This window comes from Rathayibacter sp. VKM Ac-2857 (assembly GCF_013205025.1).
Classification (GTDB): Bacteria; Actinomycetota; Actinomycetes; order Actinomycetales; family Microbacteriaceae; genus Rathayibacter.
On sequence record NZ_JABMLE010000004.1, the window covers coordinates 217251 to 243793 of the forward strand.

The window sequence follows — 26543 nt, forward strand, 5'->3', positions numbered from 1 at the left end:
AGAAGAAGGTGAGCCCTGGGTGGCCGCATCAACCCCCGTCCGGAAGGCCAGGCGCTCGCTGAGCTGGCTCGGCGTCCTGATCCTCGCGCTCGTCGGCCTCAACGCCGCCGCCGTCATCTTCGGAGGCGGCTCCTGGACGCCGAAGCTCGCGCTCGACCTCGAGGGCGGCACCCAGATCGTGCTGCAGCCCCAGCTCTCGGACGGCCAGACCGTCTCGTCCGAGCAGCTGACGCAGGCCGTCTCGATCATCCGCCAGCGGATCGACGCCGCGGGCGTCTCCGAGTCCGAGATCACGACCCAGGGCTCGAGCAACATCGTCGTCTCGATCCCGGGCACGCCGGACGACGCGACGCTGCAGCGCATCGAGGCGTCGGCGAAGCTCGACTTCCGCCCGGTGCTCGTCGCCAGCCAGGCGACCACCAGCTCGGTCGGCGGCGACTCCACCTCCTCGCCCACGCCGACCCCGGTCGACCCGTCGCTCGCCACCGAGCCGACGGCCGCGCCGACCAGCGCGAGCGACCTCGCCTACATCACGCCGGCGCTCGAGGCGCAGTACACTTCGTTCGACTGCGCGTTCCTCAACGACCAGGACCCGAACCTCGCGCCGGCCGATCAGCCCCTGATCACCTGCGACGACAGCGAGACGGTCAAGTACATCCTCGGCCCGGTCGAGATCACCGGTGAGGACATCTCCGACGCCTCGAACGGCCTGATGACGACGTCCTCCGGCGCCAGCACGGGCACCTGGGCCGTCAACCTCTCCTTCGACGACCAGGGCACCCAGGCCTTCGGCGACGTCACCTCGCGCCTCATCGGGCTGCAGGGCGCGCAGAACCAGTTCGCGATCGTCCTCGACGGCCGCGTCATCTCGGCGCCCTCCACCAACGCCGCGATCACCGACGGGAACGCGCAGATCTCCGGCTCCTTCACCCAGGAGTCGTCGAAGACCCTCGCCGACCAGCTGAAGTACGGCGCACTGCCGATCGGCTTCCAGGTGCAGAGCTCGGACAGCATCTCCGCGACGCTCGGCTCGACCCAGCTCGCCAGCGGACTGCTCGCGGGCCTCATCGGCCTCATCCTCGTCGTCGTCTACTCGGTCGCGCAGTACCGCGTGCTCGGTGCGGTGACCATCGCCTCGCTGATGGTGGCGGCGATCGTCACCTACCTCGTGGTCACGTTGCTCTCCTGGCGGGAGGGACTCCGCCTCTCGCTCGCGGGAGTCGCGGGTCTGATCGTGGCCATCGGCATCACGGCCGACTCGTTCATCGTCTACTTCGAGCGGATCCGCGACGAGCTGCGCGACGGCCGCGGGCTGGAGTCCTCGGTCGAGGCCGGCTGGCGGCGCGCGCTGCGGACGATCTTCGCCTCCGACATGGTGAACCTGCTCGCCGCCGTCGTGCTCTTCGCCCTCGCGGTCGGCAGCGTCCGCGGCTTCGCGCTGACGCTCGGCATCACGACGCTGATCGACCTCGTGGTGGTGATCCTCTTCACCCACCCGATGCTGCAGCTGCTGGCGACGACCAAGTTCTTCTCGGAGGGCCACAAGGCCTCCGGGCTGGATCCGCGCGCACTCGGAGCGGTGTACCGCGGCCGGGCGGCGTTCCGCCCGCAGGACGCGGTCCTCGCGGGCAAGGGCACGGCCGGCAAGGGCTCGTCCGCGGCACGCGAGGCCGCCCGCCGCCAGACCATCGCCGAGCGCAAGGCCGCCGAGGCGGCCGCCGCGCGCAGCTCCTCGAACGACTCGAACGGGAAGGACGCGTGATGGCCAGCTTCTCGCAGTTCGGAAACGACCTCTACACCGGCAAGCGCTCGGTCGACTTCGTCGGCCGCCGGCGCACCTGGTACCTCATCTCGATCGCGATCATCCTGCTGACCGTGCTCGGCACGGCGGCCCGCGGCGGCTTCAACTTCAGCATCGAGTTCACCGGCGGCTCGGAGTTCACGGTCACCGCGCCGGACACCCTCGACCAGACCGCGGCGACGGACGCCGTCACCTCGGTCTCGCCCGACGCCGTCCCGCGCGTCTCGATCGTCGGCGACGACTCGATCCGGGTGCAGACCAGCCAGCTGTCGACCGACGAGTCGACGCAGGTCCGCAACGCGCTCTCCGAGGCCTACTCCGTCCCGACGGACCAGGTCGCCTCGTCCTTCATCGGCGCCGCCTGGGGCTCGGACGTCACGCAGCAGGCCGTCCGCGGCCTGATCATCTTCGTGATCCTCGCGGCCCTGGCGATGTGGGCCTACTTCCGGACCTGGAAGATGTCGCTCGCCGCCATCGTCGCGCTCCTGCACGACCTCGTGATCGTGGCCGGCGTCTACGGGATCACCGGGACCGAGGTCTCACCGGCGGCGGTCATCGGACTGCTCACGATCCTCGGCTACTCGCTGTACGACACGGTCGTGGTCTTCGACAAGATCCGCGAGAACACGGCGGAGGCGCTCGGCAGCACGACGAGGACCTTCTCCGAGACGGTGAACCTCGCCGAGAACCAGACGCTGGTCCGCTCGATCAACACCTCGATCGTCGCGGCCCTGCCGGTCGCCGCGATCCTCGTGATCGGCGCCTTCGTCCTCGGCGCCGGCACGCTCCGCGACATCTCGCTCGCCCTGCTGATCGGCATCATCGTCGGCACCTACTCGACGATCTTCGTCGCGGCGCCGCTCTACGCCCAGCTGCGCAGCGGCGAGGCCGAGATCGGCAAGCACGACAAGCGGGTCGTCTCGGCTCGCGAGCGCGCCGTGGCCCCGGTCGTCCAGGGCTGATCGTGGCCGACTACGCGCAGGTCAGCGCCGCGGACGCGGTCGGCCTCGTCGAGCGCGACGAGGTCTGGCTGCTCGACGTGCGCGAGCCGCACGAGTGGGCGCTCGGGCACGCTCCGGCGGCCCACCACATCCCGATGGGCAGCATCGGCGAGCGGCAGGACGAGCTCCCTCGGGATGCCGCGATCCTCGTCGTCTGCCACTCGGGAGTCCGCTCGGCCATGGTCGTCCAGGCACTCGACGGAGCCGGCTACGAGACGGCGAACATCGAGGCCGGCATGACCGCGTGGGCGGCCGCCGGCGGCGACGTCGTGGACGACGAGGGGCGCCCCGGCCGGATCGACTGAGCGCGGGCCTGTCCGCTCCCGGCGGACCGGTCACCGGCACTCCCGCGACGGACGATAATGAGGCGATGGAGATCTCCGCGTGAGCGACACCACGACCACGTCCTCGACCGCTGCCCTGCGCAGACTGGTCCCGCGGATCTTCTCGCGCGCGCAGCCCTCCGGCGCCGTCGACACGCTCGTGCGGACGGTGCGCACGCACCACCCCAAGAGCGACATCGCGCTGATCGAGCGGGCCTACTCGGTCGCCGAGCGCGCGCACGCGAACCAGAAGCGCCGCAGCGGCGAGCCGTACATCACGCACCCGCTGGCCGTCGCGCAGATCCTCGCCGACCTCGGCATCGGCTCGAAGACCATCGCCGCCGCTCTGCTGCACGACACGGTGGAGGACACCGACTACAAGCTCGACGAGCTCCGCGCCGACTTCGGCGACGAGGTCGCGATGCTGGTGGACGGCGTCACCAAGCTCGACAAGGTCAAGTACGGCGACAGCGCGCAGGCCGAGACCGTGCGCAAGATGATCGTGGCGATGTCCAAGGACATCCGGGTGCTCATCATCAAGCTCGCCGACCGCCTCCACAATGCGCGCACCTGGGGCTTCGTCCCCGCCGAGTCCGCGGCCCGCAAGGCGACCGAGACCCTCGAGATCTACGCGCCGCTGGCCAACCGCCTCGGCATCCAGGCGATCAAGTGGGAGCTCGAGGACCTGTCCTTCGCCGTGCTCTACCCCAAGATCTACAACGAGATCGAGAGCCTCGTGAAGGTGCGGACCCCGCAGCGCGAGGAGTTCGTCCAGAGCATCATCGACCTCATCGGCGAGGACCTGCGGGCGGGCAAGATCCGCGGCCGCGTCGTCGGCCGGCCCAAGCAGTACTACTCGATCTACCAGAAGATGGTCGTCCGCGGCCGCGACTTCGACGAGATCTACGACCTGGTCGGCATCCGCGTCCTGGTGAACTCGGTGCGCGACTGCTACGCCGTGCTCGGCTCGATCCACGCGCGCTGGAGCCCGATGCCCGGCCGCTTCAAGGACTACATCGCGACCCCCAAGTTCAACCTGTACCAGTCGCTGCACACCACGGTGATCGGCCCCAAGGGCCGAGCGGTCGAGATCCAGATCCGCACCAACGAGATGCACCAGCACGCCGAGTTCGGCATCGCGGCGCACTGGAAGTACAAGGAGCAGATGGCGACGGGCAAGGTCGCCTCCGGCTCGAACGACACCGACCTCGCCTGGCTCGCGCACCTCTCCGACTGGCAGTCCGAGACGACGGACCCGAACGAGTTCCTCGACTCCCTCCGCTTCGAGATCGGCGCGAAGGAGGTCTACGTCTTCACGCCCAAGGGGCGCGTCATCGGCCTGCCGACGGGCGCGACCCCGGTCGACTTCGCCTACGCCGTGCACACCGAGGTCGGCCACCGCACCATGGGGGCGAAGGTCAACGGACGCCTCGTGCCGCTCGAGTCCTCGCTGACCACCGGCGACGTCGTCGAGGTCTTCACCTCGAAGAACCCCGACTCCGGCCCGAGCCAGGACTGGCTCAATTTCGTGCAGAGCCCGCGGGCCCGCAACAAGATCCGCCAGTGGTTCACCAAGGAGCGCCGCGACGAGGCGATCGAGCAGGGCAAGGACTCCATCGCGCGGGCCATGCGCAAGCAGAACCTGCCGCTGCAGAAGCTGATGAGCCAGGACACCTTCACCGAGGTGGCCAGCCAGCTGCGCTACAACGACGTCGAAGCGCTCTACGCCGCCGTCGGCGAGGGCCACGTCTCCACCCAGTCGGTGCTGGAGAAGGTCGTCGCGACGATCCAGGGCGATCCGGAGTCGGACGAGCACGAGGTGACGCTGCCGCGCTCCCCGCGGCCGCGCAGCCGCAGCAGCGAGTCCGGGGTACTGGTCAAGGGCGCGCCGGACATCCTGGTGAAGCTCGCGAAGTGCTGCACCCCGGTGCCGGGCGACCAGATCGTCGGCTTCGTCACCCGCGGCGCCGGCGTCTCGGTGCACCAGGCGAACTGCCACAACGTGCAGGAGCTGCTCAAGGAGCCGGAGCGGATCGTCGATGTCGAGTGGGCGCCGTCGTCCAAGAGCATCTTCCTGGTGCAGATCCAGGTGGAGGCGCTGGACCGCTCGGGGCTGCTCAGCGACGTCACGCGGGTGCTCTCGGAGCATCACGTCAACATCCTCTCGGCGACCGTCTCGACCTCCAGCGACCGCCTGGCGATCAGCCGGTTCGTCTTCGAGATGGGCGACACGACGCATCTGGACCGCGTGCTGAACGCGGTGCGCCGGATCGACGCCGTGTACGACGTGTACCGGGTCAACGCGGGCTGACCCCGCCGAGCACTCCGGTCAGGCGCTGCAGGGCGATCCTGCGGCCCGAGACCGGGGCGCCGCCGTCCAGCCGCTCGAGCACCCGCTCGAGCGGCGTGGCGGTGGCGGCGGCCAGCGCCCGGAGCAGGTCGTCCCCGCAGCTGCCCCGGGTGCGCGCCAGATCGATCAGGGTCCGCTCGGGGGTCGTGACGGAGCAGCCGCCGAGCACCGTGACGTCCTCGTCCGTCAGGCGCACCTCGTGGAAGCGCACCCGGGCGAGCATCGGCGGGTGCAGGCGGTTCCGGCGGTCGATGGACGCGCTGTGCACCGGGGGAGCGGCCGGCATCGCGCCGTGCACCCAGGCCGCCGACAGCCGGTCGGCCACCGTCCCGCGCGGGACGACCGCGAGGAGCGCAGCGCCCCGCTCAGCGGGACCGAGCGGCAGATCGGCGAGCAGGAAGCCCTCGTCGAGGGCCACCACCTCGCCGTCGAGCCGGGCGGCGCACAGCTCCGCGAGCGGCAGCTGACCCGGGATCAGAACGGAGGGGAGGCGCGTCATCCGCCCATGCTGACCGACGCGCCCCGCCCTCAGGACGCCCTGAGCGGATCTGTGGAGGGATCCCTTCTGCGGGAGTCCGTGCGGCACTGCCGATCGGACGCACCCCTTCTGGAGACAGCGGGTCTCGATACGCGCTGCGCGCTACTCGACCAGCATGGAGCGCGAGCGCGCGTCTTCTGGTCTCGATACGCGCTGCGCGCTACTCGACCAGCAAGGAGCGCGAGCGCGCGCCTCCTGCTGATAGAGCAGCTAGGGGAGCGGGCCCTCCATGTTGATCGAGTAGCCCGCGGAGCGGGCGTATCGAGATCCACCACCGAACGACGGCGGGTCTCGATACGCGCTGCACGCTACTCGACCAGCAAGGAGCGCGAGCGCGCGCCTCCTGCTGATAGAGCAGCTAGGGGAGCGGGCCCTCCATGTTGATCGAGTAGCCCGCGGAGCGGGCGTATCGAGATCCACGACCGAACGACGGCGGGTCTCGATACGCGCTGAGCGCTACTCGACCAGCAGGGAGTCGCGGGATCAGCCCAGGGCGTCCAGCCACACCTTGCGGGCGTCGAGCGCCTCCTGGGCCTGGGCGATGGCCGCGCGGTCGCCGCGGGCCTTCGCCTCGTCGAGCTCGTCCTGGAGCTTCTGGATCGCGGCGGTCAGCTGCGAGGCGAGACCCTCCGAACGGGCCTTGCGCTCGGGGTTGCTGCGGTTCCAGTGCTCCTCGTCGAGCTTGCGCACGTGCGCCTCGACCTTGCGGAGGCGGTCCTCGACCGTGCGCACCTGCTCGCGCGGCACGCGGCCGATCGCGTCCCAGCGCTCCTGCACGGAGAGCAGCACCCGCTTGGCCTTCTCGCGGTCCGGCTCCTGCAGCAGCGGCTCCGCCTCCTCGAGGAGGGCGAGCTTGAGGTCGAGGTTCTCGGTGTACTCGACGCTCTCCTGGGCGACGACCTCGGCCTTCGCGCCGTAGATCGCGTCGCCGGCGGCCTTGAAGCGCGCCCAGAGGGCGTCGTCGAACCGCTTGCCGGCGCGACCGGCGACCCGCCAGCGCTCGAGGAGCGCCCGGTACTCCGGGATCGCCTCGGCGCCGCGCGAGACCAGCGCCTCGGCCTGGTCGATCAGTGCCTGCTTGGCCGACTTGGCCTCGCGGTGCGCCGAGTCGAGGTCGGCGAAGAACGCTTTGCGGTTCTGCTCGATCGTCGTGCGGGCCCCGCGGAAGCGGCGCCACAGCTCGTTCGCGTCGTTCTTGGGCAGGCGCGGGCCCTGCTGCTGGTGGCTCTGCCAGCGGGCGAACAGGTCGTCGATCGCGGCGCTGGCCTGCTTCCACTGCGTCTTCGCCGGGTCGACGGCGGCGAGCGCCTCGGCCTCGGCGACGATCGCCTCGCGGTGCGCGACCGCATCGGCCAGGGCGGCCTTGGACTCGGCGGCCTGCTGCTCGGTGAGGTCCTCGACGGATCCGCTCAGCGCGCTGACGCGGGCCTGCAGGGAGGCGAGGTCGCCGACGGCGTGCGCCTGTGAGATGGCGGCCGTCAGGGTCTGCACGCCGCGCGAGACGTCCGTCGCCGGGGCGCCGCGCTTGGCGCGCTGCTCGAGCAGGGAGACCTGCCCGGCGAGCTCGGTGAACTTGCGCTCGTAGTAGGCGAGAGCCTCCTCGGGAGACGCGTCGGGGTACTGGCCCACCTCGCGCTCCTCGTCGCCCACGCGGACGAAGACCGTGCCGTCGTCGGAGACGCGGCCCCACGGCTGCCGGCCGGCCGCCGACGGACCAGGAGTCGGTGCCGCGGGAGTCGCCGCTGCGACGGGTGCGGCGGCGTCCTCGGGAGCAGCCGCGTCATCGGAAGCCACTCCGTCCTCGGAAGCCACTGCGTCGTCGGAAGCCACTGCGTCCTCGGAAGCCACTGCGTCGTCGGAAGCAGAGACGTCCTCCGAAGCGACCGCGTCCTCAGGAGCCGCTGCCTCCTCGGGGGTGGCCGACTCCTCGGGAGCGGCCTCCTCGTCGGAGGTCACCGCCTCGGGGGAGTCCCCGTCGCTCTCGGGAGCGCCGGTCTCGGCCGGGGCGTCGGCGCCCTCGGGGACGCCTGCGCTCTCGGGGACGGCCGTCGTCGCGGAGGACGGGCTGTCGTCGGGGGACACGGTGTCGGGGGTGGACACGGTGTCGATGTCGCCATCTGGAGTCAGCATCGGGTGCCGCCTTTCGCTGTCGTCCCGCCCCTCGGCCTCGGTGCTCGACAGCCGGAGGCCGACGACCGCGCTCAGCCGCGAACGGGCAGTGACGACAAGCCTATTGCACTCCCCGCGCCGCCGGTCGTGCGCGGTCCCGCGGGTCGTCCGCGCCGCTCGACGGCGACCCGCTCCGGTGCCTACTGGAGCGAGATCGCGCCGATCGCGACCGGCTCGGCGGGGGCGCCGTCGCCGGACCCGTCCGCCGTCCCCTTCGCGACGACATCGGCGACGAGCGCGTCCAGCCCCGAGGTGACCTGGCCGACGACGGTGTAGCCGCCCGCGGCGTCCTCGGGGAGCTGGGTGTCCTGGTAGACGACGAAGAACTGGCTGCCCTGGCTGTAGCCGTTGCCGCCCTGACGGGCCATCGCGATGGTGCCCGCGGGGTAGACGCCGTCGGCGGGGGCGTTCTCGACCGGTCCGTAGCTGTAGCCGGGGCCGCCGGTGCCGTCGCCGTCCGGGTCGCCGCACTGCAGGACGTAGAGGCCCTCGGTGGTGAGGCGGTGGCAGGAGACGCCGTCGTAGAAGCCGGACTGCGAGAGGGAGATGAAGGAGGAGACGGCCTGCGGGGCGGCGGCGCCGGCCAGGGTGATGCCGAGCTCGTCGCTGTTGATCGACATCGTGCCGGTCCAGTCGCGGCCCTCGGCGATGTCGGCGGAGGGGACGTCGCCGGTGTTCTCGCCGGTCGCGGCGGGAGTGGGAGTGGGCGTGGCGCTCTCGGAGGAGGTCGGCTCGGCGACGGGGGTGCCCGGGCCGCCGGAGAAGTAGAGGAGCTGCGCGACGACGGCGAGCGCGATCACGACGACGCCCGCGACGGCTGCGATCACGTTGTCGCGGACTCGGCGCTTCGCGCGGGTCCGGTGCAGGCTCTGCCGCGCCTGGTAGGCCCTCAGCCGGGTGCGCGCCTCGCGATCGTTCGTCCTGCCCTGGGCCACGTGTTCCTCCGCCGTCGTGCGTCGCGCCTGCGTCCGGCGCGGCTCTGCGCGAGCGCGGAGCGCGTCGAGCCTACGAGAATCGCCGCGCCCTCGCCGGACACCGCGGCGCCGGGCGCCGGACGGGCGCCGGGGGCGACTGTCGGAGGCCGTCGTTACGCTGGGGCGATGACCATGCAGCAGGCCGGACTCCGCTCCGGGGCGACCCCGCTCGCCGTGCGCATGCGTCCCCGCAGCCTGGAGGAGGTCGCCGGGCAGCGGCACCTGCTCACCCCGGGCTCGCCGCTGGTGGCTCTCGCGGCCGACACCACCGGTGAGCGCGGCGCGGTCTCGGTGATCCTCTGGGGCCCGCCCGGCACCGGCAAGACGACGCTCGCGCAGGCCGTGGCCCACTCCAGCGGCCGCCGCTTCGTCGAGCTCTCGGCCGTGACGGCCGGCGTCAAGGACGTCCGCCAGGTGATGGAGGAGGCGCTGTCCACCCGCGACCTCTACGGCACCTCGACCGTCCTCTTCCTCGACGAGATCCACCGCTTCACCAAGGCGCAGCAGGACGCACTGCTGCCCGGCGTCGAGAACGGCTGGGTCATCCTCATCGCGGCGACGACCGAGAACCCGTCGTTCTCGGTGATCGCCCCGCTGCTCTCGCGCTCCCTGCTGCTCACGCTGAACACGCTCGACGACGACGACCTGGGGCTGCTCGTCGACCGCGCGCTGCACGACGAGCGCGGGCTGCGCGACTCGGTCCGGCTCGACGACGAGGCGCGGGCGAGCATCGTCCGGCTCGCCTCAGGGGACGCGCGGCGCGCACTCACGGCACTCGAGGCCGCCGCCACCTCGGCGAGGTCGGAGGAGCGCGAGGCCGACCGCGTCGCGCGGGCCTCCGCGGTGGAGGGCGACGACGAGGACGAGGACGACGAGGACACCGCCGAGCCGGCCGCCGCCGCGGAGCCCGAGCTCCCGCTGATCACCGTCGAGGTGGTCGCCCGGGCCGTCGACCGCGCGCTGCTGCGCTACGACCGCAACGGCGACGAGCACTACGACGTCATCAGCGCGTTCATCAAGTCGATCCGCGGCTCGGACGTCGACGCCGCACTGCACTACCTCGCCCGGATGATCGAGGCGGGGGAGGACCCGCGCTTCATCGCCCGCCGGATCATCGTCTCGGCCTCCGAGGACATCGGGATGGCCGACCCGCAGGCGCTCGTCGTCGCGATCGCCGCGGCCGACGCCGTCCAGTTCATCGGCATGCCGGAGGGGCGCATCCCGCTCGCGCAGGCCGTCGTCCACCTGGCCACCGCGCCCAAGTCGAACGCCTCCTACACGGCCATCGACAGGGCGATCGCCGACGTCCGCGCGGGCAAGGCCGGCCGGGTGCCGCCGCACCTGCGCGACGCGCACTACCCGGGCGCCAAGCGGCTCGGCCACGGCAAGGGCTACCGCTACCCGCACGACGCCGAGCTCGGCGTCCTCGAGCAGCAGTACCTGCCGGACGAGCTCCGCGGCGCGCGCTACTACGCGCCGACCGAGCACGGCAACGAGCGCGACGTGTCGGCCCGGCTGGCGAAGCTGCTGCGGATCATCCGCGGCCGTGCGTGACGCCGGCTCCCGCGCCTGGTAGTCTTGCGAGGTTGCCCACCGCTCTGTAGCCGAGCGGAGCAGCGCATCCCTCTGAATCGCGCAGTCCGCCACCGCGGTCACCCTGCCTCCCGCACCCGCGGGGGGACACGACCTCGGCGCCCGCCCTCCTCCCGGAGCCGGCGGACGAGGACTGCGACCGAACCTCTCAGACCCTGGAAGGACCACAGTGTCGACCACCTCACGTACCCGTTCGAAGACGCGCCTCTCGCGCGCCCTCGGCATCCCCCTGACCCCGAAGGCCGCCCGTTACCTCGAGAAGCGTCCCTACGCTCCCGGTGAGCACGGCCGCTCGAAGCGCAAGGCCGACTCCGACTACGCCGTCCGCCTGCGGGAGAAGCAGCGTCTGCGAGCCCAGTACGGCATCCGCGAGAAGCAGCTGCGCATCGCCTTCCAGGAGGCGCGCCGCACTCAGGGCCTGACCGGTGAGAACCTGGTCGAGCTCCTCGAGATGCGTCTCGACGCCCTCGTCCTGCGCTCGGGCTTCGCCCGCACCACGGCGCAGGCTCGCCAGTTCGTCACCCACCGCCACATCATGGTGGACGGCCAGACGGTCGACCGTCCCTCCTTCCGCGTGAAGCCGGGCCAGGTCATCCACGTCAAGACCCGCTCCGAGGGCACCGAGCCCTTCCAGGTCGCGGCCGCCGGCGGACACGTCGACGTCCTCCCCAAGACCCCGGGCTACCTCGAGGTCGAGATCGACAAGCTCCAGGCGACGCTGCTGCGCCGCCCGAAGCGCGCCGAGGTCCCCGTGACCTGCGAAGTCCAGCTCGTCGTCGAGTACTACGCGGCCCGCTAGTCAGCGCACCCCCCGTTCGAAAGGCCCCGGCTCCTGCCGGGGCCTTTCCTCGTTCCCGGGCCTGCTCGGCGCGCGGCGGGTGCGCTCCAGCCGCGGCCGTCCGGCTCGCGATCCGAGCTCCGGCTCGCGGGATCCGGGTGCTCCGACGTGCCGGGGCTGCCTCCGCGTGCCGGAGGTCCGCCGACGGCGCCCTGGCCGGACCTGGGCGGCTCCGCGCCGTCGGTAGGCTGGGGTGCCGCATCCGGCGGCGCCGAAACGGAGGTCATCGTGTCCGGTGGAGACATCGCAGGGCTCATCGCCGCGGGGGTGTTCGCGATCCTCGTGGCCGTCGCCGCGATCCCGCTCTGGAAGCTCGGACGGGTCTTCGACAGCACGAGCGAGGCGATCAAGCAGGCCAGCGACGGCCTGACCCCGATCCTCGACGAGTCGGCGTCGACGCTGCGCGAGGCGAACCAGCAGCTGGCCCGCGTCGACACCATCACGAAGGACGTGGCCGAGGTCACCGGCAACGTGAACGCGCTCGTCGCCCTGACCGCCGCGACCATCGGCGGACCGCTGATCAAGCTCGCCGGGTTCACCGCCGGCGTCCGCGCCGTCCTGGTCGCCGGCCGCACCGCCGACAAGGCGGGCGCCGCGGTCGGACGCGGCGCCGCGCGCCGCTCTCGGCGCACCCGCAGGTCGTCCACGAAGTAGGTCCCTGCTCGCGCCCTACAATCGAGGGGGTCGTCGCGCCCTCGCGCCGGTCGCCGTGTGGAAGGAATCGCCGTGAAGAACATCGTCCTGATCGTCATCGGGATCGGTCTCGGGTTCGCCGTCGCGCACCAGGTGTCCCGCACCGAGGCGGGTGCCCGTCTCTTCGAGGACCTCAACCGCACGGCGAAGGAGCTCGGCGACGCCGTCTCCGAGGGCTACCACCAGCGCGAGGCCGAGCTGAAGGCCGCCATCGGCGAGGGCTGACGCCCCGCGTCACCCGAAAGACCCTGCCGGCTCGACAGACCCCGCAGACCCGACAGACATCCGCGTCGATCCGATCGACCGAAACGTAACGGAACCCATGCAGACCGCAGACATCCGCAACCGCTGGCTCGACTTCTTCGGAAGCCGCGGCCACACCGTGGTCCCCTCCGCCTCCCTCGTGAGCGAGGACCCGAGCCTCCTCTTCACGGTCGCCGGCATGGTGCCGTTCGTGCCCTACCTCACCGGGGTCGTCCCGGCGCCGTTCAGCCGCGCGACCAGCGTGCAGAAGTGCATCCGCACGAACGACATCGAGGAGGTCGGCAAGACCCCCCGCCACGGCACGTTCTTCCAGATGAACGGCAACTTCTCCTTCGGCGACTACTTCAAGGAGGGGGCGATCGGCTACGCCTGGGAGCTCCTCACCGGCAGCGAGAGCGACGGCAACCTCGGCTTCGACGAGAAGGACCTCTGGGTCACCGTCTACAAGGACGACGACGAGGCCATCGCGCTCTGGAAGAAGATCGCCGGTCTGCCCGACGAGCGGATCCAGCGCCTCGACAAGGACACCAACTACTGGTCGACCGGCCAGCCCGGCCCCGCCGGCCCCTGCTCGGAGATCTTCTTCGACCGCGGGCCCGCCTACGGCATCGACGGCGGCCCGGCCACCGACGACGACCGCTACGTCGAGATCTGGAACCTCGTCTTCATGCAGTACCTGCGCGGGCAGGGCACGAGCAAGGTCGACTTCGACATCCTCGGCGAGCTGCCGAGCAAGAACATCGACACCGGCATGGGACTCGAGCGCGTCGCGTTCCTCAAGCAGGGCGTCGAGAACATGTACGAGATCGACCAGGTGCGCCCGGTCCTCGACCGCGCCGCCGAGCTCTCGGGCCGCCGCTACGGCGCCGTGCACGAGGACGACGTGCGGATGCGCGTCATCGCCGACCACGTCCGCTCCTCGCTGATGCTGCTCTCCGACGGCGTGACGCCGTCCAACGAGGGCCGCGGCTACATCCTGCGCCGCCTCATGCGCCGCACGGTGCGCGCGATGCGCCTGCTCGGCGTCGACACCGCGACCTTCCCCGAGCTGTTCACCGCCTCGCGCGACGCCATGGCGTCGGCCTATCCCGAGGTGTCGACCGAGTTCGAGCGCCTCTCGACCAGTGCCTACGGCGAGGAGGAGGCGTTCCTGCGCACCCTCGCGGCCGGCACCGAGATCCTCGACCTCGCGGTGCTGAAGACCAAGAAGGCGGAGGCGGCGACCCTCCCCGGCGACACCGCCTTCCTCCTGCACGACACCTTCGGCTTCCCGATCGACCTCACCCTCGAGATCGCGGAGGAGTCCGGCCTCAGCGTCGACCGCGAGGCGTTCGACTCCCTGATGACGGCGCAGCGCACCCGCGCGAAGGCCGACGCGAAGTCGAAGAAGAACGCCCTCGCCGACCTCTCGGTCTACGCCGACTTCCGCGCGCACGGCGAGACGCTCTTCACCGGCTACGACGTGCTCGACACGGAGTCCCGGATCCTCGGCCTCATCGTCGGCGGGCACGCGGTGCAGAAGGCGGTCGCCGGCGACATCGCCGAGGTCATCCTCGAGGCCACCTCGCTCTACGCGGAGTCGGGCGGCCAGGAGGCCGACGCCGGCCGCATCGTCGGCAACGGCTTCGACCTCGAGGTCCTCGACGTGCAGAAGCCGGTCAAGGGCCTGATCAGCCACAAGGTCCAGGTCGCCAGCGGCGAGGTCGGCGTCGGCGACGCCGCCACCTCGGTCGTCGACCGCGACTGGCGCCGCGGTGCCCGCCAGGCGCACTCCGGCACCCACCTCATCCATGCGGCGCTGCGCCAGGTCCTCGGCCCGCAGGCGCACCAGTCCGGCTCGTTCAACAAGGCCGGCTACCTGCGCCTGGACTTCTCCTGGAACCAGGCGCTCTCGCTCGAGACCCGCAGTGAGATCGAGGACATCGCCAACGGCGCGATCCGCGACAACCTCGAGGTCGTCACCCGCGAGCTCCCGCTCGACGAGGCCAAGGCGCTCGGCGCGATGGCGCTCTTCGGCGAGAAGTACGGCGAGGTCGTCCGCGTCGTCGACATCGGCGGCCCCTGGTCGCGCGAGCTGTGCGCCGGCACCCACGTCGGCACCTCGGCCGAGATCGGGCTGATCAGCCTGATCAGCGAGTCCTCGGTCGGCTCGACCAACCGCCGCGTCGAGTCGCTGGTCGGCCGCGAGGCGCTGAGCGAGCTCGTCGCCGAGCGCGCCCTGGTCAGCACCATCTCCTCCTCGCTCAAGACGCCGCGCGAGCAGCTGCCCGATCGGATCGCCGAGCTCGTCGCGAGCCTCAAGGCCGCCGAGAAGCGGATCGCGACCTTCGAGGCCCGCGCGCTCGCCGAGCGGGTCCCCGCCATCGCCGCCACGAAGCGCTCGATCAACGGCGTCACGATCGTCGCCGAGAACGTCGGCACGGCCGGCTCCGGCGACGAGCTGCGCTCGCTCGTGATCTCGGTGCGCGAGCGCCTCGGTCAGGACGCCGCGGTCGTCGCCCTCGCGGCCGACGTCGCCGGGAAGCCCGCCGTCATCGTCGCGACCACCCCCGCCGCCCGCGAGCTCGGCCGGAAGGCGGGCGTGCTCGCCCGTCGCGCCGCCGGGATCCTCGGCGGCGGCGGTGGCGGCAAGGACGACCTGGCGCAGGGCGGCGGCTCGGACGTGTCCGCCATCGGTGCCGCGCTCGAGGCCGTCGTCGAGGAAGCGACCCGCTGAATGGAGAGGTTCGGCGTCCGGCTCGGCATCGATGTGGGCCGCTCCCGCATCGGAGTCGCGCGCTGCGACGCCGACGGTCTCCTCGCCGTGCCGGTGGAGACCGTCGCGCGCGTCGCGGAGGCGCCGGACGGCTCCGACGTCGCCCGGATTGCGGCCCTCGCCGCCGAGTTCGGCGCGTCGGCGATCGTCGTCGGCCTCCCGCTGTCGCTGTCGGGGGCCGAGACGGCCTCGACGGACGACGCCCGCGCCTTCGCGGCGCGCCTCGCCTCCGCCGTTCCGACCGCCCCGGTGCGGCTCGTGGACGAGCGGCTCTCGACGGTGAGCGCCCAGAACGCGCTGCACCGCTCGGGACGCAGCACCCGCGGCTCCCGCGCCGTGATCGACCAGGTCGCCGCCGTGGTGATCCTGCAGCACGCCATCGATTCCGAGCGCTCCTCCGGTACCCCCGCCGGATCCGCGCTCGAACCGAACGAAGGACGACCCAGCCGTGACCGACGTCCCCCCGAGCCGCCGCGCCGCCCGCGCAGCCGAGGCCGATCAGCAGAGTCAGCTCCCGCACAGCCCGGAGCAGCGCCCCGCCTCTGAGGCCGAGCACACTGCGCCCGACCACACTGCGCCCGAGCACGACCCCATCGACCACCTGTTCGCCGGCCCCGAGGTCGGCGCCCCGCGCGACCGCGGTGAAGCCGTCGCCGCGGCGCATCCCGATGCCGCCCCGTCGACCCGTCGCCGCCGCGCGAAGCGCGAGAACAAGCCCCGCCGCAGCCGTCGCGGGCTGATCGGCGGGCTCCTCGCCTTCGGCGTCTTCGTGGCCCTGGTCGCGATCGCCGTGACGATCTTCGTCGAGCCGGTCCGCGCGCTCTTCGCGGAGCCGGAGCCGACCGACTTCACCGGCACCGGCACGAGCGAGGTGGTCTTCACGATCCACCAGGGCGACGGCGGCAGCACCATCGCCGAGAACCTCGTCACGGACGGCGTCATCAAGTCGTACACGCCGTTCTACGAGCTGCTGCTGGCCGAGAACCCGGAGCCGGTCTTCCAGCCGGGCGCCTACTCGCTGAAGGCCGAGATGAGCGCCAAGGCGGCGCTGTCCGCGCTGCTCGACTCCGAGTCGACCCGGCTCGCGAACACCTTCGTCATCCCGGAGGGCACCTCGCTCAAGGGCGCGCTGCCGCTCATCGCGGACGGCTCGGGCGTCGCGCTCGCTGATCTGGAGGCCGCCGCCGCCGACTGGGGCTCCTACGGGCTCCCCGCCGAGGCGACCAGCCTCGAGGGTTTCCTCTTCCCGGCGACCTACGACATCGACCCGGGCACGTCGGCGCACGACATCCTGCAGACCCTCGTGAACCGGATGTACCAGTCGCTCGACGCGGCCGGCGTCCCGGTCGAGAACCGCTACCGGACCGTCGTCTTCGCCTCGCTCGTGCAGCGCGAGGCCCGCGTCGCCGACGACTTCCCGAAGGTCGCGCGCGTCTTCCAGAACCGCCTCGACCAGGGCTGGCGCCTTCAGTCGGACGCGACCGTCGCCTACGGCACCGGCGCCACCGACCGGGTGACCACGACCGACGCCGAGCGCAACGACGCGAGCAACGTCTACAACACCTACCAGCGCGACGGCCTGCCGCCCGCTCCGATCTCGAACCCGGGCGACGTCGCCATTCAGGCCGTGCTGCAGCCCGCGGACGGCACCTGGCTCTACTTCGTCACGGTGAACCTCGAGACCGGCGAGACGGTCTACTCGACCACCGACGCCGAGCACAACGCGGCCGTGGCGCAGTGGCAGGCGTGGATGCGGGACCACCCGGAGTACCAGTGACCCTCGGGCAGCCGGCGCCGGCCGGGCGCCGGCTGGCGGTCCTCGGCTCGCCGATCGCGCACTCGCGCTCGCCCGAGCTGCACGCGGCGGCGTACCGGGTGCTCGGGCTCGACTGGAGCTACACCGCGGTCGAGGCGACGGAGACGACGCTCGCGGCGGTCGTCGCCGATCCGGCCGCGCAGTGGCACGGCCTGTCCCTGACGATGCCGCTCAAGCACGCGGTAAGGCCGCTGCTCGACGAGGAGGACCTGGTCGCGCGGGCGACCGGAGCCGTCAACACGGTCCTGCTCGACCGCTCCCTCGGCGCGCCCCGCCTGCGCGGCTTCAACACCGACGTGGCCGGGATCGTCCGGGCGCTCGGGGAGGCGGGGGTGCACTCGGCCGAGCGCGTCGAGATCCTCGGGGGAGGGGCGACCGCCGCCTCCGCCCTCGCCGCCGCCGCCGAGCTGGGTGCGGCGCGCGTGACGGTGACGCTCCGCTCGCCGGAGAGGGCTGCTCTGCTCGCCGCAATCGCCGAGGCGGTCGGCGTCGCCCTCGACGTCCGTCCGTTCTCGGCGTGGGACGGCGCGGACGCGGCGCCGCTGCTCGTCTCCACGCTGCCGGGCGGCGCCTCCGCCGGGCTGGTCGTGCCCGACGCCGTCGTGTCGACCTCGACCCTCTTCGACGTCGCGTACTCGCCCTGGCCCAGCCCGCTCGCGCTGCGCTGGGGAGCGGCCGGCTCGCCGGTGATCTCGGGTCTCGGCATGCTGCTGCACCAGGCGCTGCTGCAGGTGCGGGTGTTCGTCGGCGGCGACCCGGCCGTGCCGCTGCCCGACGAGGACGCGGTGCTCGCGGCGATGCGCGCGACTCTCCCGGCGGACTCCGCGGTCTGAGCCTGCGGGCGCCGGGCGCGGGCGCGGTGGAGCGCGTGTGCGAGAATCGGAGGATGCTCCGTTGGCTCACGGCCGGGGAATCCCACGGTCCCGAACTCGTCGCCGTCCTCGAAGGACTGCCGGCGGGTGTCCCCGTCTCCCTCGACGACGTCCGCGCCGACCTCGCCCGGCGCAAGCTCGGCTACGGTCGCGGCGCCCGGATGAAGTTCGAGCAGGACGAGCTGAACGTCTCGTCCGGCATCCGCCACGGCGCCACCACGGGCGGCCCGATCGCGCTGCGCATCGGCAACACCGAGTGGGCACGCTGGGTGGATGTGATGGCGGCCGAGCCGCGCGACCCCGAGACGCTTCCCAAGGGCCGCGGCGCCGCGCTCACCCGCCCGCGCCCGGGCCACGCCGACCTGGTCGGCATGCAGAAGTACGGCTTCGAGGAGTCGCGCAACGTCCTCGAGCGCGCCTCGGCCCGCGAGACGGCGGCCCGCGTCGCGCTCGGCGCCGTCGCCCGCCGCTTCCTCGGCGAGCTCGGCATCACCCTGGTCAGCCACACCCTCGCGATCGGCCCGGTCCGCGTGCCGGAGGGCTCGGTCTTGCCGACGCCGGCCGACGTCGACGCGCTGGACGCGGATCCGCTGCGCTGCCACGACGCGGCGACCAGCGCCATGATGGTGGCCGAGGTCGACCGCGCGCACGAGGACGGCGACACCCTCGGCGGCGTCGTCGAGGTGCTGGCCTACGACCTCCCGCCGGGCCTCGGCTCCTACGTGCACTGGGACCGCCGGCTCGACGCGCAGCTCGCGGCCGCGCTGATGGGCATCCAGGCGATCAAGGGCGTCGAGGTCGGCGACGGCTTCCTCACCACCACCCGCCGCGGCTCCGAGGCGCACGACGAGCTCTTCGTGGACGAGGGCGGCATCGGCCGCTCGAGTGACCGCGCCGGCGGCACCGAGGGCGGCATGAGCACGGGCACCGTCCTGCGGGTCCGGGCCGGCATGAAGCCGATCGCCACCGTCCCGCACGCGCTGCGCACGGTCGACGTCGCGACCGGCGAGGCGGCCGGCGCGCACCACCAGCGCTCCGACGTCTGCGCGGTGCCCGCCTCGGGCGTCGTCGCGGAGGCGATGGTCGCCCTGGTGCTCGCGAACGCCGTGCTGGAGAAGTTCGGCGGCGACAGCGTCACCGAGACCCGCCGCAACCTGCAGGGCTACCTCGACGCGATCCCGGAGGAGCTGCGCACGCTCGCCGCCAGCGATCCGGCGCTCGGTCTCGTCTGATGCCCGAGCACCTACCCGGCAGCGCCCGCTGATGGCGGGTCACGATACCGGCGCGGCCCGCGCCCGCGTCGTCCTGATCGGCCCGATGGGGGCCGGCAAGACGACGATCGGCAAGCGGGTCGCGAAGGCCCTCGCGGCCGAGTTCGTCGACTCCGACGCCGAGTTCGTGCGCCGGCACGGACCGATCGCCGCGTACTTCGACCTGCACGGCGAGGCGTCCTTCCGTGTGGAGGAGCGCCGCGTCGTCGAGCAGGCCGTCCGTCGCGCCGTCGTGCTGAGCCTGGGCGGGGGAGCGGTGCTCGACGAGGGCACCCGCGCCGACCTGGCCGGCGTCCCCGTCGTCCTGCTGACCACGACCGCCGAGGCCGTGCGCGACCGGCTCGGCACGGGCCGCCCGCTGGTGCGCGGCGGCGTCGCCGACTGGACGCGCATCTTCGAGTCGCGACGGGCGGTCTACGAGTCCCTCGCCGACACCGTCGTCGACTCCTCGCGCCGCCCGATCACGACCCTGGCCGCCGAGGTGGCCGCCTGGGTGCGCGAGCGCGAGGCGGCCGTCGGCGACCCCGCTGCCGGCACCACCGAGTCCACCGGCACCACCGAGTCCACCGGAACCACCGAGTCCACCAGCACCACAGAATCCACCAGCACCACAGAACCGGCGGCCCCCACCGGCCGCCCGACCGGAAGAAGAGCATGAACGACGGCGCCACCGCCCTCACCGTCACCGGAGAGAACGGCTACGACATCACGGTCGGCCGCGGCCTCCTCGACGGCCTCGCCGACGCGATCGGTCCGCGCGCGGCCAAGGTGCTGATCGTGCACCCGCCGACCCTCGCGGTCCTGGCCGCCGAGATCCGCGAGAGCCTGCTCGACCGCTACGAGGTGCTGCTCGCCGAGGTGCCCGACGCCGAGGCCGCCAAGCGCGTCGAGGTCGCCGCCTTCTGCTGGCAGGTGATGGGGCAGTCCGACTTCACCCGGACCGACGCGGTCGTCGGCTTCGGCGGCGGCGCGATCACCGACCTGGCAGGCTTCGTCGCGGCGACCTGGCTGCGCGGGGTCGATCTCGTCCAGGTGCCGACCACGGTGCTCGGCATGGTCGACGCGGCCGTCGGCGGCAAGACCGGCATCAACACGGCCGAGGGCAAGAACCTGGTCGGCGCCTTCCACGCGCCGCGCGCCGTCGTCGCCGACCTCGACGTGCTGACGAGCCTGCCGCGCAACGAGATCCTGGCCGGCTTCGGCGAGATCGTGAAGTACGGCATGATCGCCGAGCCGCGGATCCTCGACATCATCGAGTCGGACGTGGACCTCGCGACCGACCCGACGTCGGAGGAGTTCCGCAGCCTGGTCGAGCTGTCGATCGGCATCAAGGCGCGCGTGGTGAGCGAGGACTTCACCGAGAAGGGCCTGCGCGAGATCCTGAACTACGGGCACACCCTCGGCCACGCGGTCGAGCACGCGGAGCGCTACCAGTGGCGGCACGGCGCGGCGGTCTCGGTCGGCATGATGTTCGCGGCGGAGCTGTCCCGGCTCACCGGCTCGCTCAGCGATGCCGTCGTCGATCGCCAGCGCAGCGTCCTCGAGTCGCTGACGCTGCCGACGAGCTACCCGCTCGGCCGCTGGGAGACGCTGCTCGCTGCGATGCAGCGCGACAAGAAGTCGCGCGCGGGCATGCTCCGCTTCGTGGTGCTCGACGACCTGGCGCGCCCGAGCATCCTGCAGGGGCCGGAGACGTCGCTGCTGTTCGCGGCGTACCAGGAGATCGGCGCGTAGCGGCACCTGGCGGGGTCAGCCCCGCCGGTCGTCCGGCCCGCGGTCGCCGGTGAGCGCGGCCTCGCGGGCGCGGGCGTGCTCCTCGGCGCTGATCGTTCCGGCGGCGCGCAGCCGGTCGAGCTCGGCCAGGTGATCGGTGAGCGAGGAGCCCGCCGGGCCGACGCCGTGGCGGAGGTAGCGGGCGGCCATGTCCGTCTGCATCGTGGTGGGGTCCATGCCGAGCTGCTTCGCCCGGCGGGTGTTGCGGACGATCAGCACGATGATCAGGACGATCACCGCGACGATGACGATCGGCACGATCGCGAAGACGACCGCGAACCACGGCGGAACGATGCTCTGGCCCGGGAGGGTCGGTGCGAAGAAGTCCGAGCGGGCCGCCGCGGAGACGATCCCGGAGTGAGCGGTGCTGAGGGTCATGCGACCTCCTCGGTCGTGGGCGTCTCTCCAGTCTGCTCCGGACTCCTCCGTGCCCGCATCGTCCGGCCGAGGGAGGCCGCCCGGCCGCCTGCGGGCCGGACCGACTACACTCGATGGGTTGGCCGGATCGGCCGATCAGCAGACTTCCACGAAACGGATCCCCCTTCGCATGGCCTCTACCACCGACATCAAGAACGGCACCGTCCTCAGCATCGACGGTCAGCTCTGGAACGTCATCGACTTCCAGCACGTGAAGCCGGGCAAGGGCGGCGCGTTCGTGCGCACCAAGATGAAGAACGTGCTGACGGGCAAGGTCGTCGACAAGACCTTCAACGCCGGCGCCAAGATCGACACGGCCAACGTCGACCGTCGCGACTTCCAGTACCTCTACCGCGACGGCGCGGACTTCGTCTTCATGGACACCTCGGACTACGACCAGATCACGGTCCCCGAGGCCGTCGTCGGCGACGCGGCGAACTTCATGCTCGAGAACCAGAACCTGACCCTCGCGCTGCACGACGGCGACCCGCTCTACGTCGAGCTCCCCGCCTCCGTCGTGCTGGAGATCACCTACACCGAGCCGGGCCTGCAGGGCGACCGCTCGACCGGCGGCACCAAGCCCGCCACCGTCGAGACCGGCTACCAGATCCAGGTCCCGCTCTTCCTCGAGCAGGGCACCAAGGTCAAGGTCGACACCCGCACGGGCGACTACCTCGGCCGCGTCAGCTGAGCCGGGGCTCCCGTGAGTGCTCGGACGAAGGCGCGCAAGCGCGCCCTCGACATCATCTACAACGCCGACGTCCGGCAGATCTCCTTCTCGGAGTCGCTGCGCTCCGAGGCGGAGCGCGCGGCGAACGAGCCGGCGCGTGAGGCCTCCTGGCTCTACGCCCGCGAGATCGTCGACGGCGTCATCGACAACGCCGACGAGATCGACGCGCTGATCGCGCAGCTCGCGAAGGGCTGGACGCTCTCGCGCATGCCGCTGGTCGACCGCGCGATCCTCCGGATCGGCGTCTGGGAGATCCTGCACAACGACGCGGTCCCGGACGGCGTCGCGATCTCCGAGGCCGTCGAGGCGGCGACCCTGCTCTCCACGGACGACTCGGCCGGCTTCATCAACGGCCTGCTCGCCTCCGTCGCGGAGTCGCACGCGACGGCCTGACGCCCACACGCAGCAGGGGCGGCCGGCCCTTGCTGATCGAGTAGCCCGCGCAGCGGGCGTATCGAGATCCACCAGCGTCAGAACGTGAGTCTGCAGATCCGCCCTGCTGAGGACAGCGGGTCTCGATACGCCCCTGCGGGGCTACTCGACCAGCAAGGAAGCCGTCCTGCGGACGGCTACTCGACCAGCAAGGAAGCCGTCCTGCGGACGGCTACTCGACCAGCAAGGCGCCGCCGCCCCGGCGACCTGCCCTTTTATGTTGATCGAGTAGCCCGCTCAGCGGGCGTATCGAGATCCACCAGCGTCAGAACGTGGGTCTGCAGATCCGCCCTCCTGGCGACGGTGGGTCTCGATACGCCCCTGCGGGGCTACTCGACCAGCATGAAGGGCCGCCGCTGCGTCCTTCACCGCACCTCCGAGACGCGAAGCGGCTCCGCCGCTCGACCAGCATGCTTTGGGGAAGGGGCGGCGCCTGCGCCGCTCCACGTCCGCGGCAGGCGGACCCCTATACTCGGGGAGGCATTTCCTTTAAGGCCGTCCAGAGAGACGGGGAAGGAGGTCGGTGTGACGGCACGAATCGTGCTCAGCAGCGCTGACATCACGCGCGCTCTCACGCGCATCGCTCACGAGATCCTCGAGTCGAATCGCGGCGCGGAGTCGCTGGTGATCCTCGGGATCCCGACCCGCGGAGTCGCGCTCGCGCGGCGCATCGCCGAGACGATCGCCAGGATCGAGCCCGGGGCCGACCCGGTGTTCTCCGGCTCGCTGGACGTGACGATGTACCGGGACGACCTCGCCCACCACCCGACGCGGACGCCCGCGCGCACCGCGGTCCCGGCGAGCATCGACGGCCGCACGGTCGTCCTCGTCGACGACGTGCTCTTCTCCGGCCGCACCATCCGCGCGGCCCTCGATGCGCTCAGCGACATCGGCCGTCCGCGCGCCGTCCGGCTCGCCGCCCTGGTCGACCGCGGCCACCGCGAGCTGCCGATCCGCGCGGACTTCGTCGGCAAGAACCTGCCCAGCAGCCTCAGCGAGCGGATCAACGTCCGCCTGGTCGAGACCGACGGCGAGGACCTGGTCGCGATCGAGTCCGCGCCGGACGGAGGCACCCGATGAGGCACCTGCTCTCCACCCGCGACCTCGACCGCGCCACCGCGATCGGCCTCCTCGACATCGCCGAGGACATGTCGGACGTGCAGAACCGCGAGGTCAAGAAGCTGCCGACCCTGCGCGGCAAGACCGTGGTCAACCTCTTCTTCGAGGACTCCACCCGCACCCGCATCTCGTTCGAGGCCGCGGCGAAGCGGCTCTCGGCCGACGTCATCAACTTCAGCGCCAAGGGCTCCAGCGTCTCGAAGGGCGAGAGCCTCAAGGACACTGCGCAGACCCTCGCGGCGATGGGCGCGGACGGCGTCGTCATCCGCCACCACGCCTCCGGCGCTCCGGCGGTTCTCGCGGCGAGCGGCTGGATCGACGCGGCCATTCTCAACGCCGGCGACGGCACGCACGAGCACCCCACCCAGGCGCTGCTCGACGCCTTCACCATCCGCCGCCGGCTGCACGGCGCCGCCGCCTCGCGCGGCAAGAGCCTCGACGGCGTCGCGGTCACGATCGTCGGCGACATCCTGCACTCGCGGGTCGCCCGCTCCAACGTCTGGCTGCTGACCGCGCTCGGCGCGGAGGTCACCCTCGTCGCCCCGCCCACGCTCGTCCCCGTCGACACGCTCGACTGGCCCGCCACCATCCGCTTCGACCTCGACGACGCGATCGACTCCGGACTGCCCGACGTGGTGATGCTGCTGCGCATCCAGCTCGAGCGGATGTCGAGCGGCTTCTTCCCCAACGGCCGCGAGTACGCGCGCATCTGGGGCCTGGACGACGAGCGGCTCGCCCGCCTCGGCCCGGATACCATCGTGATGCACCCCGGACCCATGAACAGGGGCGTCGAGATCTCCTCGGCCGCCGCCGATTCGAGCCGCTCCACGGTGCTCGAGCAGGTCGCGAACGGGGTGTCCGTGCGGATGGCGGCGCTGTACCTGCTGCTGTCCGGTGAAAGGGAGGTCCTGTGATGACCGGTACGAGGATCCTCCTCTCGGGAGCGACGCTCGCCGACGAGACGACGGCCGACGTCCTGATCGACGGCGGGACGATCGTCGAGATCGGGACCGACGTCGACTCGAGCGGCGCGCGCGTGATCGATGCCGACGGACTCCTGGCGCTGCCGGGCCTCGTCGACCTGCACACCCACCTCCGCGAGCCCGGCTTCGAGCAGAGCGAGACGGTGCTGACCGGCACGCGCGCCGCCGCGGCGGGCGGCTTCACCGCGGTCTTCGCCATGGCGAACACCTCGCCGGTGCAGGACACGGCCGGCGTCGTCGAGCAGGTGCAGAGCCTCGGCGAGGATGCCGGCTACGCCACGGTCCGCCCGATCGGCGCCGTCACCGTCGGCCTCGCGGGGGAGTCGCTCGCCGAGCTCGGCGCGATGGCCCGCAGCCGTGCCGCGGTGCGGGTCTTCTCGGACGACGGCAAGTGCGTCTCGGACGCGCTGCTGATGCGCCGCGCGCTCGAGTACGTGAAGGCCTTCGACGGCGTGGTCGCCCAGCACGCGCAGGAGCCGCGGCTCACCGTCGGCGCGCAGATGAACGAGGGCGCCGTCTCCAGCGCCCTCGGGCTGCAGGGCTGGCCGGCCGTGGCCGAGGAGGCGATCATCGCCCGCGACGTGCTGCTGGCCGAGCACGTCGGCTCGCGACTGCACGTCTGCCACGTCTCCACCGCCGGCTCCGTCGACGTGATCCGCTGGGCCAAGGCCCGCGGCATCGACGTGACGGCCGAGGTCACCCCGCACCACCTGCTCCTCTCCGAGCAGCTGATCGCGGGCCAGGACGGCGCGGCCGGCTACGACGCCCGCTACAAGGTCAACCCGCCGCTGCGCCGCGACGAGGACGTGCTCGCCCTCCGCGAGGCCCTCGCCGACGGCACCATCGACATCGTCGCCACCGACCACGCCCCGCACCCGGTCGAGGCCAAGGACTGCGAGTGGGACGCCGCCGCGTTCGGCATGGTCGGCCTCGAGAGCGCCCTGAGCGTCGTGCACGCCGCGGTCGTCGAGGACGGCCGGCTGAGCTGGACGGACGTCGCCCGCGTGCTCTCCTCCGCCCCCGCGCGGATCGGCCGGCTGGACGGCTACCAGCACGGCCTCGCCGTCGGCGCGAGCGCGAACGTCGTCCTCTACGACCCCGAGGTGCGCCGCCGCTTCTCCACCGGAGACCTGCGCGGGCGCAGCACCAACTCGCCCTACCTCGGCCGGGAGCTGCCGGGCCGCGTCGTCGCGACGCTGCACCGCGGTGTCCCGACGGTCCTCGACGGCGAGCTCGTCGACGCGCCGACCGTCGCGGCCGCAGCGAGGAGCTCCCGTGGATAGGACCGTCATCGCGATCGTGATCGCCGCGGTCGTCGCGCTCGTCTTCGTCGGGATGGCCCTCTCCTGGCGCGCGCGCCGCCGCCGCTCAGCCGCGCTCGCTCCCGAGGCGGTGCCCGCCGCGTCGCTCGGCGCCGAGCTCGAGGCCGTCGAGCTGCCCTACGTCGCTACCACCCGCTTCGAGCAGCCGCTCGAGCGCGTCGTGCTGCCGGGCCTCGGCTTCCGAGGCCGGGCGACGCTCCGGCTGCACGAGCGCGGCGTCGTCATCGCCCCGGTCGGCGAGCGCGAGACCGTCATCCCCGCGGCGCTCCTGCGCGGCGCCGGCGAGGGCTCCTACGCCATCGACCGCGTCGTCGAGGAGGGCGGGCTGCTCGTGCTCTCCTGGTCGCCGCGCGGCGAGGAGGTCGTGGACAGCTACCTCCGTGTGGCCGATCCCGCGCTCCGACGACGCCTGGTCGACGAGCTCCAGCGGCTCGCCGGCCCCGATTCCTCCCCCTCCCACCCCGGATCCGCCGACAGCGGACCCGACTCGATCCAGAAGGGCTCCTAGT

24 protein-coding genes and 1 pseudogene are annotated in these 26543 nt (G+C 72.1%); 21 read left to right on the forward strand and 4 right to left on the reverse strand.

Translation table 11 applies throughout. From position 1 onward, the window contains the following. Positions 1-19 precede the first annotated feature (19 nt). The 4 genes from secD to HQQ86_RS17925 all read left to right on the forward strand — a co-directional run bounded on the left by secD (position 20) and on the right by HQQ86_RS17925 (position 5436). Positions 20-1762: a protein translocase subunit SecD gene (gene secD, locus HQQ86_RS17910; RefSeq protein WP_173289669.1), complete on the forward strand. Its 1743-nt coding sequence runs from the start codon at positions 20-22 to the stop codon at positions 1760-1762. Further along, on the forward strand, positions 1762-2763 hold the full coding sequence (secF, locus tag HQQ86_RS17915; RefSeq protein ID WP_173289670.1) for a protein translocase subunit SecF: 1002 nt from the start codon (positions 1762-1764) through the stop codon (positions 2761-2763). The genes secD and secF overlap by 1 nt, the downstream gene beginning before the upstream one ends. A 2-nt stretch (positions 2764-2765) precedes the next feature. Continuing rightward, positions 2766-3107: a rhodanese-like domain-containing protein gene (locus HQQ86_RS17920; protein ID WP_173289672.1), complete on the forward strand. Its 342-nt coding sequence runs from the start codon at positions 2766-2768 to the stop codon at positions 3105-3107. Positions 3108-3186: 79 nt separating this feature from the next. Further along, positions 3187-5436, forward strand: a complete 2250-nt coding sequence (locus tag HQQ86_RS17925; protein WP_123446201.1) for a bifunctional (p)ppGpp synthetase/guanosine-3',5'-bis(diphosphate) 3'-pyrophosphohydrolase — start codon at positions 3187-3189, stop codon at positions 5434-5436. Here the strand turns inward: HQQ86_RS17925 and HQQ86_RS17930 are convergent. The 3 genes from HQQ86_RS17930 to HQQ86_RS17940 form a co-directional block, all read right to left on the reverse strand. After that, a complete protein-coding gene (locus tag HQQ86_RS17930; RefSeq protein WP_173289674.1) occupies positions 5423-5974 on the reverse strand; it encodes a type IV toxin-antitoxin system AbiEi family antitoxin in 552 nt (183 codons plus the stop codon). The genes HQQ86_RS17925 and HQQ86_RS17930 overlap by 14 nt on opposite strands. A gap of 522 nt (positions 5975-6496) precedes the next feature. Further along, positions 6497-8143 (reverse strand): DUF349 domain-containing protein, encoded by a 1647-nt coding sequence (locus tag HQQ86_RS17935; protein ID WP_367948719.1) that lies wholly within the window; start codon positions 8141-8143, stop codon positions 6497-6499. A gap of 179 nt (positions 8144-8322) precedes the next feature. Next, a complete protein-coding gene (locus HQQ86_RS17940) occupies positions 8323-9117 on the reverse strand; it encodes a peptidylprolyl isomerase (RefSeq protein ID WP_173289676.1) in 795 nt (264 codons plus the stop codon). A 165-nt stretch (positions 9118-9282) separates the two neighbouring features. Here HQQ86_RS17940 and HQQ86_RS17945 point away from each other — a divergent pair, with 165 nt between their 5' ends. The 11 genes and pseudogenes from HQQ86_RS17945 to aroB all read left to right on the forward strand — a co-directional run bounded on the left by HQQ86_RS17945 (position 9283) and on the right by aroB (position 20992). Then, positions 9283-10710 (forward strand): replication-associated recombination protein A, encoded by a 1428-nt coding sequence (locus tag HQQ86_RS17945; RefSeq protein ID WP_173289678.1) that lies wholly within the window; start codon positions 9283-9285, stop codon positions 10708-10710. Between the two features lie 208 nt (positions 10711-10918). Then, positions 10919-11548 carry a 30S ribosomal protein S4 gene (rpsD, locus tag HQQ86_RS17950; protein ID WP_123446206.1) on the forward strand — a complete coding sequence of 210 codons (630 nt, stop codon included), beginning with the start codon at positions 10919-10921 and terminating at the stop codon, positions 11546-11548. A gap of 267 nt (positions 11549-11815) precedes the next feature. Next, positions 11816-12241 carry a DUF948 domain-containing protein gene (locus tag HQQ86_RS17955; protein WP_173289680.1) on the forward strand — a complete coding sequence of 142 codons (426 nt, stop codon included), beginning with the start codon at positions 11816-11818 and terminating at the stop codon, positions 12239-12241. 72 nt (positions 12242-12313) lie between these two features. Further along, positions 12314-12505 carry a hypothetical protein gene (locus HQQ86_RS17960; RefSeq protein WP_173289682.1) on the forward strand — a complete coding sequence of 64 codons (192 nt, stop codon included), beginning with the start codon at positions 12314-12316 and terminating at the stop codon, positions 12503-12505. Positions 12506-12602: 97 nt separating this feature from the next. Further along, positions 12603-15260, forward strand: coding sequence for an alanine--tRNA ligase (alaS, locus tag HQQ86_RS17965; RefSeq protein ID WP_173289684.1), 2658 nt, complete (start codon positions 12603-12605; stop codon positions 15258-15260). After that, positions 15261-15722: pseudogene (ruvX, locus tag HQQ86_RS17970) on the forward strand (Holliday junction resolvase RuvX); the annotation flags it as partial. A gap of 25 nt (positions 15723-15747) precedes the next feature. After that, complete coding sequence (gene mltG / locus HQQ86_RS17975) at positions 15748-17076, forward strand: endolytic transglycosylase MltG (RefSeq protein WP_367948720.1); 1329 nt, start codon at positions 15748-15750, stop codon at positions 17074-17076. Then, positions 17073-17948, forward strand: coding sequence for a shikimate dehydrogenase (locus HQQ86_RS17980; RefSeq protein ID WP_173289688.1), 876 nt, complete (start codon positions 17073-17075; stop codon positions 17946-17948). The genes mltG and HQQ86_RS17980 overlap by 4 nt, the downstream gene beginning before the upstream one ends. A 53-nt stretch (positions 17949-18001) precedes the next feature. Beyond that, positions 18002-19219, forward strand: a complete 1218-nt coding sequence (gene aroC / locus HQQ86_RS17985; protein WP_173289690.1) for a chorismate synthase — start codon at positions 18002-18004, stop codon at positions 19217-19219. A 31-nt stretch (positions 19220-19250) separates the two neighbouring features. Beyond that, positions 19251-19916, forward strand: a complete 666-nt coding sequence (locus tag HQQ86_RS17990; RefSeq protein WP_173289692.1) for a shikimate kinase — start codon at positions 19251-19253, stop codon at positions 19914-19916. Then, on the forward strand, positions 19913-20992 hold the full coding sequence (aroB, locus tag HQQ86_RS17995; protein ID WP_123446214.1) for a 3-dehydroquinate synthase: 1080 nt from the start codon (positions 19913-19915) through the stop codon (positions 20990-20992). The genes HQQ86_RS17990 and aroB overlap by 4 nt, the downstream gene beginning before the upstream one ends. A 15-nt stretch (positions 20993-21007) precedes the next feature. Here aroB and HQQ86_RS18000 read toward each other — a convergent pair whose 3' ends face one another. Then, entirely contained in the window at positions 21008-21409 is a 402-nt protein-coding gene (locus tag HQQ86_RS18000; protein WP_173289694.1) for a hypothetical protein, read from the reverse strand. Between the two features lie 169 nt (positions 21410-21578). On the opposite strand from HQQ86_RS18000, the gene efp reads away from it, so the two are divergent. The 6 genes from efp (at position 21579) to HQQ86_RS18030 (ending at position 26542) form a co-directional block, all read left to right on the forward strand. Further along, positions 21579-22139 carry an elongation factor P gene (efp, locus tag HQQ86_RS18005; protein WP_123446216.1) on the forward strand — a complete coding sequence of 187 codons (561 nt, stop codon included), beginning with the start codon at positions 21579-21581 and terminating at the stop codon, positions 22137-22139. A 12-nt stretch (positions 22140-22151) separates the two neighbouring features. Next, complete coding sequence (nusB, locus tag HQQ86_RS18010; protein WP_123446217.1) at positions 22152-22571, forward strand: transcription antitermination factor NusB; 420 nt, start codon at positions 22152-22154, stop codon at positions 22569-22571. A gap of 564 nt (positions 22572-23135) precedes the next feature. Beyond that, positions 23136-23690, forward strand: a complete 555-nt coding sequence (gene pyrR, locus HQQ86_RS18015; RefSeq protein WP_123733053.1) for a bifunctional pyr operon transcriptional regulator/uracil phosphoribosyltransferase PyrR — start codon at positions 23136-23138, stop codon at positions 23688-23690. Then, positions 23687-24643, forward strand: coding sequence for an aspartate carbamoyltransferase catalytic subunit (locus tag HQQ86_RS18020; RefSeq protein ID WP_123704396.1), 957 nt, complete (start codon positions 23687-23689; stop codon positions 24641-24643). The genes pyrR and HQQ86_RS18020 overlap by 4 nt, the downstream gene beginning before the upstream one ends. Beyond that, positions 24643-25995 carry a dihydroorotase gene (locus HQQ86_RS18025; protein WP_173289698.1) on the forward strand — a complete coding sequence of 451 codons (1353 nt, stop codon included), beginning with the start codon at positions 24643-24645 and terminating at the stop codon, positions 25993-25995. Before HQQ86_RS18020 ends, HQQ86_RS18025 begins: the two co-directional genes overlap by 1 nt. Further along, a complete protein-coding gene (locus tag HQQ86_RS18030) occupies positions 25988-26542 on the forward strand; it encodes a hypothetical protein (RefSeq protein WP_173289700.1) in 555 nt (184 codons plus the stop codon). The genes HQQ86_RS18025 and HQQ86_RS18030 overlap by 8 nt, the downstream gene beginning before the upstream one ends. Position 26543 lies beyond the last annotated feature (1 nt).

Coding starts and splice junctions, on each gene's coding strand:
- secF (WP_173289670.1), top strand. CDS start 1,762: ATGGCCAGCTTCTCGCAGTTCGGAAACGACCTCTACACCGGCAAGCGC.
- HQQ86_RS17930 (WP_173289674.1), bottom strand. CDS start 5,974: ATGACGCGCCTCCCCTCCGTTCTGATCCCGGGTCAGCTGCCGCTCGCG.
- HQQ86_RS17935 (WP_367948719.1), bottom strand. CDS start 8,143: ATGCTGACTCCAGATGGCGACATCGACACCGTGTCCACCCCCGACACC.
- HQQ86_RS17945 (WP_173289678.1), top strand. CDS start 9,283: ATGACCATGCAGCAGGCCGGACTCCGCTCCGGGGCGACCCCGCTCGCC.
- alaS (WP_173289684.1), top strand. CDS start 12,603: ATGCAGACCGCAGACATCCGCAACCGCTGGCTCGACTTCTTCGGAAGC.
- aroC (WP_173289690.1), top strand. CDS start 18,002: ATGCTCCGTTGGCTCACGGCCGGGGAATCCCACGGTCCCGAACTCGTC.
- HQQ86_RS17990 (WP_173289692.1), top strand. CDS start 19,251: ATGGCGGGTCACGATACCGGCGCGGCCCGCGCCCGCGTCGTCCTGATC.
- aroB (WP_123446214.1), top strand. CDS start 19,913: ATGAACGACGGCGCCACCGCCCTCACCGTCACCGGAGAGAACGGCTAC.
- HQQ86_RS18000 (WP_173289694.1), bottom strand. CDS start 21,409: ATGACCCTCAGCACCGCTCACTCCGGGATCGTCTCCGCGGCGGCCCGC.
- efp (WP_123446216.1), top strand. CDS start 21,579: ATGGCCTCTACCACCGACATCAAGAACGGCACCGTCCTCAGCATCGAC.
- HQQ86_RS18020 (WP_123704396.1), top strand. CDS start 23,687: ATGAGGCACCTGCTCTCCACCCGCGACCTCGACCGCGCCACCGCGATC.
- HQQ86_RS18025 (WP_173289698.1), top strand. CDS start 24,643: ATGACCGGTACGAGGATCCTCCTCTCGGGAGCGACGCTCGCCGACGAG.